Origin of the sequence: Flavobacterium cheonanense (assembly GCF_039539185.1) — a bacterium.
GTDB classification, from domain to species: Bacteria; Bacteroidota; Bacteroidia; order Flavobacteriales; family Flavobacteriaceae; genus Flavobacterium; species Flavobacterium cheonanense.
In genome coordinates this window covers 761,751-776,807 of the sequence record NZ_BAABCT010000001.1, presented here as the reverse complement: position 1 = coordinate 776,807, position 15,057 = coordinate 761,751, and the positions used below count along the sequence as shown (strand labels likewise).

Below are 15,057 nucleotides of genomic sequence, written 5' to 3'. Positions count from 1 at the left end.
TAAACGCAAAAATTTATATATTTGACCGCCAAGGAAAATTGATCAAACAAATCAGTCCAGCAAGCAAAGGATGGGATGGAACCTACAACGGAAACCTAATGCCATCAACGGATTACTGGTTTACAGTTGACTATCCAGAAGCTGGTGCGATGAAACAATTTAAAGCCCATTTCTCATTAAAAAGATAAAAAAACAATGAAGATTAAACATTTTTTACTTGCATTAGTGGTATTAATTACTAAGCAATCTTATTCACAAGAAATTTTACCTGTATATTCAGATTATTTATCAGATAATTATTTCTTGTTGCATCCATCTATGGCAGGTGCTGCAAATTGCGCAAAAGTTCGTTTAACAGGAAGACAACAATGGTTTGGTCAAGAAGATGCGCCTGCGTTACAAACTTTAAGTTTTAATGGAAGCATTACCGAGAAAGACGGAATGGGTATCATCTTGATAAATGATAAAAATGGATATCATTCACAAAAGGGATTCAGAGTGGCCTATGCGCATCATATTATGTTTTCAAGAGACAATGTAGACTTGAATCAATTATCTTTTGGAGTTAATGTTGGATTTGCACAAAGCTTATTAGATGAAACCGATTTCAGAGATAATAATCCTGCATTTGATCCTAATATTGATGGTACAATAGTTCAAAAGGCTAATTACTTTAATGTTGATATTGGAGCATCTTATAATTTCTTAGATTTCTACGCACATTTTACTGTTAAAAATGCATTAGCTAGCGAAAGAAGAATTTATTCGGTAAGAGAACCAGTAAATTTAAGAAGACTTATATACAATATGGGATATACTTTTGGTGACGCAGATAGAATATTGTTGGAGCCATCAGTAATGTTTCAACATACTTTCTTAACTAAAGAGTCAACGGTAGATTTAAATATCAAAGCATATAAAAATCTTGAATTTGGAAGAGTTTGGGGTGGATTGTCTTACAGAAGAAGTTTGGATGGTGCTGAATATTTAGATGGTGTTGCAATTGCAAATCAAAAACTACAATATATCACTCCTATATTAGGTATTAATTATAAAAACTATATGTTTTCTTATACTTATTCACAATTATTGGGCGATATAAAATTTGATACAGGCGGTTTTCACCAACTTACTTTAGGTATTAATTTGTTCTGTAAACCAGAAAAATACCACTGTAATTGTCCTGCAATTAATTAATAATATAATAAGTAATCCTGATGTAAAATATCAGGATTCTTTTTTAGTGTACTATGATAATAAAATCAGTAAATGGGAAATCACCAAAGATTCCTGAAGATTGTTACGTAGCTGAAAATGCTACCATTGTTGGTGATGTTGAGTTTGGCTCTCAATGTAGCGTATGGTTTAATGCTGTCATCCGTGGTGATGTTCATTATATTAAGATTGGTAATAAAGTGAATATTCAGGATGGAGCTGTTATACATGCTACTTATTTAAAACATCCTACAAATATTGGTAATAATGTTTCAATTGGACACAATGCCATTGTTCATGGTTGTACTTTGCATGATAATGTATTGATTGGAATGGGAGCAATTGTTATGGATAATTGTGTTGTGGAAAGCTATGCGATTGTCGCAGCTGGAGCTGTTGTTACTCAAAATACTATAGTAGAATCTGGGACGATTTATGCTGGAGTTCCTGCTAAAAAAGTTAAAGATATTAATGCTTCAGATTTTGCTGGTGAAATTGAGCGTATTTCTAATAATTACGTAATGTATTCGAGTTGGTTTAAAGAAGATGAATAGGTTTTTGAAACTTTGATTCTATTCAAATCGATTACTAACTAGCCCTCTGATGGGAGCAACTACCATGTAGTGTGGACAGCAGGAAAAAGGATTGCAAGAATTACTACTGATTAGCTTCTAAATTTTAAGCAAAGTCTTGCCGTGAATCAGTACTTGAGGATCTATTAGTACAATACAAAAAACGCCTGATACAATCAAAAATTTCAAAATAATATGCAATTGTAAATATTGTGTTTTGTTCTCTGCTTTCCATAAAAGAAGTAAAAAGAATATTAGGATAATTAAACTTACGTAAAAATATATATCCATATATCCTACATCGTATATTTCTACCAATAAGTAAACCGGAAAAATAGTTAGTACGGTTAATCCTGTGATGATTTTTTTGGTAAACTCTTCACCAAATTTTACAGGAATTGTCTTGTAATCATTTGCAATATCTCCTTTTATGTTTTCTAAATCTTTTATCATTTCTCTAATTAATATTAGAAGGCACAAAAATGATGCATGAGCAAAAATCTGTGGATACAAGTTTTTGTAGTATAATAGCACAGCAAAGAAAGGAAGCACAGCAAGAAAAGCAGCTGTGAGATTACCAATAATTGGGTATTTTTTTAGTTTGTGTGAGTAAAACCAAATTAAAAATATATAAACAGAGAAAAACAAAACGGCTCTAAAAGAGACTAAAAGCGCTAAAAGAACAATGACAAAATTAATTGTAAAATAGACTTGAAGTTTTGTTCTCTGGCTTACTAATCGATCAATTTTGGATTTATTAGGTCTATTTATTAAGTCTTTTTTGCTATCGTAAAAATTGTTTATTATGTAACCAGAAGCAATTGTTAAACTTGATGCTAATACTATTATAAAAAGATTAAAATCTAAAATCACTGATAAGGCCCTTTTCTCTGGAGCCATGATAAAAATTGCTGATAGATATTGTGCTAAAGCAATAATAGGAATATTGTAACCACGAACCACAGAGAACATGCTGAGTATTTTCAGTATGGTGAGTTTGGTTTGTCTGCTTAGCATGATTTATAAGTTAAAATTGATAAACAACTTCTAACTTATAATCTTTTAGTGATTTTTTAGCTTTTTCTAAATCTTCTGTGAAACCCAGAATGTAACCACCACCGCCAGAACCACAAAGTTTTAAGTAGTAGTCATTGGTGTCAATTCCTTTTTGCCAAATTCCATGAAATTGTTCAGGAATCATTGGTTTAAAGTTATTTAAAACTACTGCTGAAAGTTTTTTGGTATTAGAAAACAATGATTTTTTATCGCCACCAAGAAAGTTTTCTACACATAAATCGGTGTATTTTACAAATTGGTTTTTCAACATAGCACGGAAACCTTGATCTTTTAAGTTTTCCATGAAAATATTTACCATTGGAGCAGTTTCACCTACAATTCCAGAATCTAACAAGAAGACTGCGCCTTTACCTTCAGAACTTTGAGAAGGTATGCCAGTTGCTTCAATATTATCTTTAGAATTGATAAGTATTGGAATACTTAGATAACTATTTAAAGGGTCAAGACCAGAACTTTTTCCGTGGAAAAAAGATTCCATTTGAGAGAAAATGGTCTTTAGTTGCAGTAATTTTTCACGAGTTAAATTTTCTAAAACTGTGATTTTGTCGTTTGCATATTTGTCATAAATGGCAGCAACTAATGCACCACTACTTCCTACGCCATATCCTTGTGGGATACTTGAATCAAAATACATTCCTCTAGCAACGTCAGCTTTTAAAAGCTCTATGTTAAACGTTACCAACTCTGGTTGTTCGTTTTGTAGTTCATCTAAATAAACTACGAATTTTCGTAAACTTTCATTAGACTTGATAGCTTCTTGAGTTGGATTTTCATCCACTTTTAAAGCGCCGTTGTAGAAATTATAAGGAATAGATAAACCTTTAGAATCTTTAATGATTCCGTATTCTCCGAAGAGTAATATTTTTGAATAAAATAGTGGTCCTTTCATATTCTGATTTGAGGTAATGTTAAATTATAACTTTTGTGCTCCAAAACCAATTTCATCACAAATATACTGACCATTTTGACAATAGCCAACTAATTCGTCCTTAATAAATTGCAAAGTTTCAACTCTAACGTTTTCGGGATACAAAACATGAACGTTTGCACCAGCGTCTAATGTGAAACATACTGGAATTTTGGTTTCGTTTCTAAACTTCCAAATTTTATTAATGATTTCTAATGTATTGGATTTCATTAAAATAAAATAAGGCATTGAGGTCATCATCATTGAATGAAGTGTTAAAGCTTCACTTTCAACAATTTTAATAAACTCTTCTAAATTTCCATTTTCTAAAACGGACTTTATTGCTGATAAATTGTGATGAGCTTGTAAAAATCTTTGTTCTGCAAACGGATGATTGTGCATTAAATCATGTCCAACAGTACTCGAAACTTGTTTTTCGCCTTTGTCAACAAGCAAGATAGTGTCTTGATAGTTCTCGAAATTTGAGTGAAGTATTGATGAAAATTCAATTCCAAATAAATCGGAACTACCTTCAATTTCTTTATGTTTTCCCCAAACAACGATATTTCCTTTTATGCTTCTGCAAGCACTTCCAGATCCTAATCTTGCTAAGAAAGAAGCTTTTTGGTGAAAATAATCATCTGTTATTGTAGGATTTAACGCTTTTTCTAAATTCATTATATTCATTGCCAAAGCCGCCATTCCCGATGCCGATGATGCAATTCCTGAACTGTGAGGAAAAGTATTTTGAGTGTCAATTGTAAAATGATATTCTTTTAAATAAGGACAATAAACTTCAATACGTTCGAAAAATTTCTGAATTTTTGGTTTGAAATCCTCTTTTGGTTTTCCTTCAAATAATAAATCAAATGAGAAACTATTACCTGTTTCATTGATATCAATTGAAGTCGATTTTTTCTCAAAAGATAATTTTGTAATTGTTTTACAATGATTTAAAGTAAAACTTATTGAAGGGTTTGCCGGAATTTGATGGTCTTTTTTACCCCAATATTTCACTAATGCAATATTACTTGGAGCACTCCATTCATATGTTCCTTTTTCAATAGTGTTTGAATGTGATGTAGAAATAAAATCCTTTTCGGAAATCATATTATCTTAATTTTAGTACAAAGATACTTATTTTACGAAAACCACACGTTTTTGTTTACTATATTTGTGAAAATTTTAAACAAGATGCAAAAAGTTTTAAGAATAGCATTAGTAGTAATGACCTGTTTGGTAATAGGTTATTTGTCTGGAATGGTTACAAGAGAAAGTATAACTACATGGTATCCAACTTTAATAAAGCCTGTTTTTAATCCGCCAAATTGGATTTTTGCTCCAGTTTGGACTTCTTTATATATTATGATGGGAGTCGCAGGTGGATTGGTATGGAACAAGCTGGATGGTAACGAAGCACTTGTAAAAAAAGCTTTTTTGTTTTTTATAATTCAATTAGCTTTAAATGCGCTTTGGTCGTTGATTTTTTTCAAATTACACAACTTACTTCTCGCATCAATTGAAGTGGTATTGTTGCTTCTGATGATTTTTGAAACTTATACTCAGTTCAAGAAAATTGATAAAATAGCAGGACTACTTTTGATTCCTTATTTAGCTTGGGTAAGTTTTGCCACTATTTTGACAATTAGTATTTGGTATTTAAACTAACATAAAAAAAACCGATTCATTTACGAATCGGTTTTTTTAACTATTGAATTATTAATTTCTTAGTGATTTTTAAATCCGATTGTGTTGTAATTTCAACTAGATAAACACCTTTGGATAAGTTAGAAACATCAACTTTCATTTCGTTTGAATTATTTGCTGATAGGTTCTTAACAGTTTTACCTAAAACATCGTAAATAATTACATTTTCAAGTAACTCAGTAGTATTTTGTAAATTAACTTGAATAAATGAATTTGTTGGATTCGGATATAAAACAAAGTTTTCTAATCCAAAATTTGCATTGGCTAAAGCAGCTGTAAATTCAGTTGTAAAAGTATTAGTAACAATCGCAGGATTAGTATCAAAGTAAATAGAAGCTGTGTTTGGAACAATATCTCCTACTGCAAATCCTGGTTTCATTTTGATTTTAAATGTTACATAACCTTTACTTAAATCTACATTTTCTAAATAACTTGGTAATTGAATATAATCAAATTTCCAGATAATGTGATTGCCAACACGCTCCATGATGTAATTGTGACTTGCATCAACAACTCTTATACTTGCTTCATTCAATTGAGCATCTAAGAAATCTTCAATTCTAATATTAATGGCATTAGCTGTTCCTTCATTTTGGAAACGAATAGTATAGTACAAATAGTCATTTTGACTAAACTGATTGAATGGAATTTGTTCGCCATGAGCTTCCATTTTATCATTTGGATCGTAAGAACCTACAACTACTTGTGTATTCGAATGATTATTATTAGTCAAGTTAACGTCATTTGCAGTAGCAACAATACTTGCTGTATTAGTTAATAAATCGCCAAGATTAACTGTAGGAATTGCAGGAACACTCATTGTTACAAAAATATATCTCGTTTCATAAGGAGCTAGATTTGTGAAGTTATAAGTAAAACCTGTAGCATTTGCAATAGTCCCAGCTTGAGAAACATTTGTTATAGAAACATTCGCATATTTATTAAAAGTCAAAGTTCCGTCAGTAGCAACAACACCTAAGTTTTTGTAAACGATTTTATTTACATAACTAAATCCAGGAACAGGAGCACCAACAGGTACAATAGTTACTGAAACATCATTAAATCCTTGAGTTAATGTAATTGGGAAATACAATGTTTGTGTTCCACTATTTAACGGAATATTGATATCATTATAATTTACAGTACCTAATGTATAGTATGGAGCGTATTCAGTATTAATTTGGTATCCAAAGTCATAAACGTTTGAAGGATTTGCATCATACATTGTGTATGTTCCAGATGGAGATGAAATATTGGTAACATTTCCTGCATTATTTTGTAATGAAGTGAACGAACCATAAGTAAAGTTTACTTCGTTAGTATCTTTAATTCCATTTCCATTCTCATCTATGAATGCTACAAGTTCAATTTTGTCAGAACATTGAGGTGGACCAGAAGCAAAAGTTCCAGCTTCAATAAATACAGACGAATCATATGCAGTATCACTTCTATCGGCAATTACCAACTTAATATGATAATTACGATTTGGAATAATGTTAGCCGATGCTGTCATTTTAACTGTTTGACCATTATAGTTTGTAGCTGATGCTGTTTGATTATTTGCGTAATAAGAATCAAAAAATAATGGATTAGCAGAAGCACAAGAATTGTTATGTAAATTATTTCTAATAGTTACAACGGAAACTGGAATAGTTGTTCCAGGAATAACTGCAAGATTAGTTGTGATTCCAGTGTCTAAATCAGTCAATAAGAAAGCAAATGCGTCAGCATAATCACACTGGAAAGTCCCATACTCATCTGATGCTAATAAGAAATTAAAACTCATGTAAGAATTTAAACTAGTAAAATCAAATTCTAATTTAGTAGCATTTTTAGAAACCATCGGTACACCAATGGCATTTGAAATTATTCCTTCTAATTGGGCATCTCCTGTCCAAGCAGAACTTCCTTCACTTAATATTGAAGTATTCGGACCAGGTGCACTCATTGCGTTTCCTGATGATAGTACAATTCCTGATGAAATTGGAAATAATGGATTAGTATTCGTAAACGAACCAATTCCGTTTACAGAACCAAAATTAGTTCCTGTACTAGAAGTAATGTTTGAAACGGTCAAACATGGATTGTTTATTAAAACATTTGTCACTAGTTGATCAACTGTATATTGACTAGTGCTAGTTGTTAATGGTGGTAAGGTAATATTTGGTGTAAATGATCTAGATGTCCAACTACTTACTTCAGTAGTTGAACAGACTGCTCTAACATAAAAAGTATAAGTTGTTCCTGTAGTTAATCCAGTTGCAAAATAGGAGTTTGAAGGTGTTAATATTCCTGTAGACGCCATTGTAGGTACTGGAGAGCCTAATGGCAAAATCAATACTTCCCATTGTGAAACAGAACCAGATTGAGTCCAGCTTAAATTTGCACTTGTTGGTGTAGTACTATTTACAACAACATTTGATGGTGCAATACAATTGGTTTGAAGTGTTGTAAATGCTCTAGATGTCCAATTACTTATTGCTGTTGACGAACAAACTGCTCTAATATAAAAAACATAAGATGTTCCTAAATTCAAACCAGTTACTTGATAAGGGTTTGTGGAAATAAGCGTTCCAGTTGAGGCAGCTGTTGGAGCTGGAGAGCCAGATGGTAAAACCAAAACTTCCCATTGTGAAACAGTACCAGATTGAGTCCAACTTAAATTGGCACTTGTTGTTGTGATGCTGTTTGCTACAACATTCGTTGGTACGCTACAAGTGTTAGAAAGTGTAGTAAACGTTCTTGCAAAAGACCAATAGCTAGAATCTGTTGCCGAGCAAATTGATCTTACATAAGCATTGTAAATTGTAGCATAATTTAATCCAGTAACTTGGAAAGGGTTTGAACTAGTTATTGTTCCAACTGAAGATTGAGTTGGAGCAGGAGCTGTTGAAGGTACTACCAAGACTTCCCATTGTGTTGCTGTACCATTTTCGGTCCAATTAATAGTTGCTGTAGTGCCTGTAATATTTGTAGCTGCTAAAATTGTTGGTTGTAAACAAGTTGCTTGTGGTAAACATTCAACATTGGCTTCCCAACCGGCTCTGTTTACAGAACTATCACTTCTAAATCTAAAAGTTAAACAACCACTTGCATCAGAGGAAACAAATGGACCAGGAATTGTGGTTCCCCAAAATGATCCAACTAATCCTCCAGGAACACTTCCAGCTGGATTTCCACTTGAAATTTGTGGAGATGAAATTGTTGGTCCGTTGAAAACATATAATCCATCCCAGTTAGCTTCTGTATTAAATGCTGTAAATGTTACAACAACTTGTTCGCCAGGATTAGTAGGGCAGATTGTATAAGTATTATCAGAGTTATTCGCATAATTAGCAGTTAAACCACCATTATCTATAAACTGTCCACCACATATTGGAGCTGGAACTGGATTTGCTAAAGTTGTAAATGTCATAGGCTGTGACCATGGACTAGTAAGTGCAGTAGAACAAACTGTTCTAACAAAGACTTTATAACAAGTGCTAGCATTTAATCCAGGTGCAAGATATGTGTTCGTGGTAACTGACAATCCAGCATTATTAGGTGTTGGATTTGTTGCAGTACATGGTAAAACTAATACTTCCCAATTATTAGTACTGCTTGTCAAAGTCCAATTTACTACACCACTATTGTTTGTAATTCCAGTAACAGATTGAATAGTTGGTTCTAAACATGTTACTACTTGTGTAGTGCTAAAGGTATGCGGTGTTGACCAATCTCCAGGCATACCATTACAGATAGCTCTTATGGTAACCATATAAGTGACATCAGGAGTTAACCCAGTTAATTGAAAAGGACTAGAACCAGCTATAAGCGAACTTCCTCCTAATGCTGGAGTAACTACTATTTCCCAAAGATTACTAGATTGATTAATATCTACCCAAGATAGAGTAACCGTATTGCTATCAACTTGAGTTGTGTTTAATGAAACAGGTGCTAAACAAGGGAAATTAGTTGTTATACAATCAATCATTGCGTCCCAACCAGCACTATTTCCTGAAGCATCAGATTCAAATACAAATGTTACACAAGCACCAGGAATATTAGTGCTTAAAGTCATTTGTGTAGGACTATTACTGTCTATAATTGTGAGTAAAGTTCCATTTGGACTTGAACCTTCATAAACATACAGCACATCATTCGTTTCTAAAGAAATAGAATTAAAACTAATCAGTAATGTTTCGTTAGGTGTGTTTGGACAAAAAGTAGTTGTGTCGTTGGCAGAATCTGAATAATTTCCGGTTTGTCCACCATTGTCATAAAAGAGTTGACTACATCCTGAAGTTTGAGCAATACCTACAAAAGTACCCACAAAAAACATTGAGAATAGGGTTAAAAGTAATTGTTTTTTCATGTTTGATTGATTTATAGCAAATCAAATATACATTGATTTTTAATAACTTATGTTTAAAATCTAAAGTTTTTTTTCTAAAATTCTGCTAACTCAATAAAACCAATATCTAATCAAATTTATTCTCAAAAAAAAAATTCCCAACTATTATTTTAATAATTGGGAATTAAGATTTTGATTAACTTTTTGAAAATTATTTTATCACAAGTTTTTTGTTTTGTTTTAAACCATTTTCAGTAGTTATTTCTAATAAATAAACACCTTTAGATAAACTTGAAGTGTCAATTTTAGTTGTATTTGAAGCTATAGATTTTACTTCTTTAATGATTTTGCCTAAAACATCATAAATAATCACATTATCAACAATTTCAGAAGTATTATTTAAACTGATATTTATAAATTGACTTGCTGGATTTGGATATAATGTAAAATTAGTACTATCAAATGCTTGATTGTTTAATGCTGCAGTGAACTCAGTTGTAAAAGTATTTGTTACAATTGCAGGATTGGTATCAAAATAGATATTTGCTGTATTTGGTATTATTGAACCCACAGCAAAACCTGGGTTTAACTTAACTCTAAATTGCACATATCCCATACTTAATTCTTCATTTACTGATATAGGGACTAGCTGTATGTTATTGAAATTCCAAACAATATTGTTATTAACTCTTGTCATAACATAATTGTGACTTGAACTAATCATTCTAATACTTTCAGGATCAATTTGTGAGTCTAAAACATCTTCAATTCTAACATCAATTGCGTTAGCTGTTCCGTAATTTTGGAATCTAATTGTGTAAATTAAATCTTCATTTTGGTTAAATTGACTAAAAAGAATTTCTTCTCCATGCGACTCCATTTTATCATTTGGATCATAAGAATTTACTACAATTTGTGTTATTGAACTTGAATTGTTTAATAAATTAACATCATTTGCCGGTGCAGAAATTGTAGCTGTTGCAGTAAGTAAATCACCTAAGTTCACCACTGGACTTGCTGGCACACTCATTGTAACATAAAACACTCTTGTTTCATTAGGGAGAAGATTCGTAAAGTTATAAGTGAAACCTGTAGTATTTGCCGTCGTACCAGTTTGGCTTATATTGGTTATTGTTACTTGAGATGGTTTTACAAAAGTTATTGTTCCGTCTGTTGCGGCTACTCCTAAGTTTTTATATACAATCTTATTTGTATATGTTAAGCCAGGTCTTGGTGAGCCCATTGGAACAATAGAAATAGTAACATCATTATAAGCTTGAGTTAGAACAATAGGGAAGTAAAGGATTTGAGTTCCACTTCCTACTGGAATATTTACATCATTGAATGAAGTTGTTCCAGCACTATAATAAGGAAGATATTCTGTTTGGATACTATATGAGAAGTCATAAGTGTTTACAGGATTTGAATCGTAAATTGTATGTCTTCCAGTTGATGAAAAGGCATTTGTAACTGGTCCAGTATTATTTTGCTGATAATCAAATGAACCATTAGTAAAGTAGGTTTCACCTGAATCTTTAATACCATTATTATTTTGGTCATTGAAGGCAACAAGAATAATTTTATCTAAATCTGGACCACAAGTAATATTTGCAGACCACCCAGCTCTTACAACAGAAGAATCACTTCTAAATCTGAAGGTAAGACAGCCACTAGGATCTGAAGATGTAAATGGCCCTGGAATAGTTGTACCCCAGAAAGAACCAGCTAAACCACCAGGAACTTGTGCAGCTCCATTTGTACTAGCGATTTGCGGAGAAGTAATTGAGTTGCCATCAAAAACATATAATCCATCCCAATTTGTTTCAGTATCAAATTGTGTAAATGTTACTGTCACTACCTCTCCAGGATTTGTAGGGCATATAGTATAAGTATTGTCAGCGTTATTGGTATAATTAGCGTTTGAACCACCATTGTCAACAAATATACCTCCGCATGCAGGTGGAGCCGGTGTTGTATTAATACTAATTCCGTTTGACCAATCACTTGAATCACTTGCTGAACAAATTGCTCTTACAAAAATACTATAGCAAGTGTTTGCTGTTAGTCCATTTAAAATAAATGGATTAGTTGTTGTAATTGTGCCTGTTGTTGAGCTATTAGGAACTGTGTTGCAAGGAAGAGCAACAACTTCCCATGAAGTAGCAGTACTATTATTTGTCCAAGCTACCGAAGCAGATTGTGATGTAATTGCAGATGTAACCAATGCAGTTGGTTTTGGACATGTTGCAGGTGTATTAAGAGTTGCGCCAATAGACCATTCGCTCATATCTGAAGGAGAACAAATTGCTCTAACATACAATTGGTAGCAACTATTTGGAGTTAAGTTTGTAAATGTATAAGTATTAACAGTTGTTACTATACCTACTGATGTTGCAGTCGGAGCAGTTCCGCATGGTAAAGCAATTACTTCCCAACTTGTTGCTGAGCTATTGTTAACCCATCCTAAAGTTGCTGAAGTTGTAGTAATTCCAGTAACAACTAAGTTTGTTGGCTTTGGACAAGTTGGCGCTACACCGCATGTAATATTTGCTATCCAACCAGATTGTACAACTGAGCCATCACTTCTAAAAACAAAAGTTAAACATCCACTAGAATGTGTTGAAGTAAATGGACCAGGTAGTGTTGTTCCCCAATAAGCTCCGGCAAGACCTCCAGGAACGTTTGCCGCTCCATTTGTACTTGCTATTTGAGGTGATGTAATTGAATTTCCATTATAAACATACAACCCATCAAAATTTGATTCAAGAGAGAATGAAGTGAAAGTAACAGTAACTTGATCGCCTGTATTGGTTGGACAAATTGTAACAGTTGAATTAGTATTATTTGAGTAATTTGCATTAGCACCTGCAGGATCTGTAAAAATACCTCCACATGTAAATGGGTTTGTTGTATTTGCTAATGTAGTGAATGTATAGGCTTGCGACCAAGAACTAGTTGATGTAGTAGAACAGATCGATCTAATAAAAACAGAATAGCAAGTATTTGGATTCAATCCAACAGCTTGATAGGTATTTGTAGTAACCAATACTCCGGTATTATTTGGTGTAGGATTTGGTGTTCCACATGGCGCAATAAAAACTTCCCATTGTGAATTGTTAGAAGAAATGGCCCAATTTAAATTAGCTGTAGTTGATGTTATACCAGAAACAGCTATGTTAGTTGGTTCAAGACATGTTGCTGTTGTTGCTGTTGTAAAAGTTATCGGAGATGACCAATTGCTTGGAGTATTTGCACAAATCGATCTTACAGAAGCTGTATAAATTACACCAGGTGTTAATCCAGTTAAGTCAAATGGTTTTGATTGTGCTATAATTGGTTGCGAAATTGCAGTGCCATTTGCAGTTAACAAGATTTCCCATGGACCAGTTCCTTGATTAGGATCTAACCAATTCAGTACTGCAGTAGTATTGGTTGTTGGAGTTGCATTTACGGAAATAGGCGCTAAACATGTTGGAGTTGATCCACAAGTAATGTTTGCAACCCAACCTGCCTGATTTATTGAAGAATCAGATGTAAAAACGAATGTTAAACATCCACTTATATCACTTGATGTGTATGCAGGTGGAATTGTACTTCCTGTTAAATCTGCAATTAAAGTTGCACTTGCAGAAGTTCCGTTATAGATTTTTAACCTATCAAAATTGTTTTCTAATGCAAATGATGTAAAAGAAACAGTAACAAATTCTCCTGGATTAGACGGACAAATAGTTGTTGTTACGTTAGAATTATTTGCATAATTTGCAGTTGCACCAGCAGGATCAGTAAAAGTTCCTCCACAAACAGGAGTAGTTTGTGCAAGAGTTAAAAATGTTCCTAAAAAGAGTGCAAAAAAACTTAAAAGTAATTGTTTTTTCATATTTGTTTGTTTTTTGGTAAATCAAATATAAGTTGATTTTTAAACACTTACAAACAAAATATAGTTTTATTTTATTGAAAAATACTCAGTTTCAATGATATCAAGGGATGCGAAATTTTAAATTAATTAACAATTGTTTGAGCAATTATAAAACCGCCTGTCCAAGCATTTTGAAAATTGAATCCGCCAGTTATTGCATCAATATTTAAAATCTCTCCAGCGAAATATAAATTTTGATGTAATTTACTTTCCATAGTTTTGAAATTGATTTCTTTTAAATCGATTCCGCCAGCAGTTACAAATTCTTCTTTGAAAGTACTTTTGCCGTTTACCTGAAATTCGCCATTTGTTAATTGATTGGCTAAATTGGTTAGTTGATTTTTAGATAAATCCGCCCATTTAGTATCTTCTGAAATACCAGAAGCTAAAACCAAACTTTCCCAAAGTCTGTTTGGAAATTCAAATGGACATTTCTTTGAAACGGCTTTTTTAGAATGTTCTAATTTTAGTTCCTTAAGTTTTTCAAGTGTTTCTTCAAATGTTAGGTCGTTTAACCAATTAACTTGCAAAACAAACTGATAATTTTTATCTGCCAGAATTCGTGCACCCCAAGCGGAAAGTCTTAATATTCCTGGTCCAGACATTCCCCAATGGGTTATTAATAATGGTCCTGAAGCTTCTAGTTTGGTGTTTTTAACTTTTACATTTGCAAAAGCCGACAAGCCCATTAAATCTTTAATTCGTTTGTCTTTTATATTAAAGGTGAACAATGATGGAACAGCCGAAACAATTGAATGACCAAGTTCAGTAAGCATTTCCCAAATTTTTGGATTACTTCCAGTAGTCATCACTAATTTTTGACAAGAAAATGTTTCGACATTAGTTTCTACTTTCCAGTAATCTTCTCCTTTGAAAAGTGATTGTACACTTTGATTGGTTAAAATATCAATTTTTAATTTTTGAGCAGCATTAAAAAAACAATCAATAATAGTTTGAGAAGAATCGGAAGTTGGAAACATTCTACCATCGTCTTCGATTTTTAATTCAACGCCATGTTTTTCAAACCACTCAATGGTATCACCAGAACAAAATTGATGAAAAGGTCCGCGAAGTTCTTTTTCGCCACGAGGATAAAATTTGACTAAATCATTCGGAACAAAACACGCGTGTGTAACATTGCAACGTCCGCCACCAGAAATTCTAACCTTTGAAAGAACTTCTTTTCCACGTTCTAAAATAGCGACTTTTAATTTGGAATTTCGCTCAACAATGTTAATTGCCGTAAAAAAACCTGCGGCGCCACCACCAACAATTAGTATGTCGTATTTTGAATTCATTTTTGTTTATTAAGACCTAAAGTAAATATATT

General features: G+C 32.7%; 10 protein-coding genes. 4 read left to right on the top strand and 6 right to left on the bottom strand.

Features of this window, described 5'->3' with window-relative positions; all coding sequences use genetic code 11:
- From ABD766_RS03485 to ABD766_RS03475, 3 genes are all read left to right on the top strand, one after another.
- On the top strand, positions 1-188 hold a 188-nt coding region (locus ABD766_RS03485), incomplete at its 5' end, for a T9SS type B sorting domain-containing protein (RefSeq protein ID WP_344815386.1).
- A gap of 7 nt (positions 189-195) precedes the next feature.
- Positions 196-1,197: a PorP/SprF family type IX secretion system membrane protein gene (locus ABD766_RS03480; RefSeq protein WP_298303076.1), complete on the top strand. Its 1,002-nt coding sequence runs from the start codon at positions 196-198 to the stop codon at positions 1,195-1,197.
- Positions 1,198-1,250: 53 nt separating this feature from the next.
- On the top strand, positions 1,251-1,769 hold the full coding sequence (locus tag ABD766_RS03475; RefSeq protein ID WP_344815385.1) for a gamma carbonic anhydrase family protein: 519 nt from the start codon (positions 1,251-1,253) through the stop codon (positions 1,767-1,769).
- Between the two features lie 117 nt (positions 1,770-1,886).
- Here ABD766_RS03475 and ABD766_RS03470 read toward each other — a convergent pair whose 3' ends face one another.
- From ABD766_RS03470 to ABD766_RS03460, 3 genes are read right to left on the bottom strand one after another with little or no spacing between them, the layout of a single operon-like run.
- Positions 1,887-2,804 (bottom strand): geranylgeranylglycerol-phosphate geranylgeranyltransferase, encoded by a 918-nt coding sequence (locus tag ABD766_RS03470; protein ID WP_344815384.1) that lies wholly within the window; start codon positions 2,802-2,804, stop codon positions 1,887-1,889.
- 10 nt (positions 2,805-2,814) lie between these two features.
- Positions 2,815-3,753 (bottom strand): mevalonate kinase family protein, encoded by a 939-nt coding sequence (locus ABD766_RS03465; RefSeq protein ID WP_344815383.1) that lies wholly within the window; start codon positions 3,751-3,753, stop codon positions 2,815-2,817.
- Positions 3,754-3,777: 24 nt separating this feature from the next.
- On the bottom strand, positions 3,778-4,881 hold the full coding sequence (locus tag ABD766_RS03460; RefSeq protein ID WP_344815382.1) for a diphosphomevalonate decarboxylase: 1,104 nt from the start codon (positions 4,879-4,881) through the stop codon (positions 3,778-3,780).
- Between the two features lie 84 nt (positions 4,882-4,965).
- Between ABD766_RS03460 and ABD766_RS03455 the strand changes: the two genes are divergently transcribed.
- Positions 4,966-5,439, top strand: a complete 474-nt coding sequence (locus ABD766_RS03455) for a TspO/MBR family protein (RefSeq protein ID WP_344815381.1) — start codon at positions 4,966-4,968, stop codon at positions 5,437-5,439.
- Positions 5,440-5,479: 40 nt separating this feature from the next.
- On the opposite strand, the gene ABD766_RS03450 is transcribed toward ABD766_RS03455, so the two are convergent.
- The 3 genes from ABD766_RS03450 to ABD766_RS03440 all read right to left on the bottom strand — a co-directional run bounded on the left by ABD766_RS03450 (position 5,480) and on the right by ABD766_RS03440 (position 15,025).
- On the bottom strand, positions 5,480-9,832 hold the full coding sequence (locus ABD766_RS03450) for a DUF7619 domain-containing protein (protein ID WP_344815380.1): 4,353 nt from the start codon (positions 9,830-9,832) through the stop codon (positions 5,480-5,482).
- 190 nt (positions 9,833-10,022) lie between these two features.
- Entirely contained in the window at positions 10,023-13,688 is a 3,666-nt protein-coding gene (locus ABD766_RS03445) for a DUF7619 domain-containing protein (RefSeq protein ID WP_344815379.1), read from the bottom strand.
- 122 nt (positions 13,689-13,810) lie between these two features.
- Complete coding sequence (locus tag ABD766_RS03440) at positions 13,811-15,025, bottom strand: BaiN/RdsA family NAD(P)/FAD-dependent oxidoreductase (protein WP_344815378.1); 1,215 nt, start codon at positions 15,023-15,025, stop codon at positions 13,811-13,813.
- Positions 15,026-15,057 lie beyond the last annotated feature (32 nt).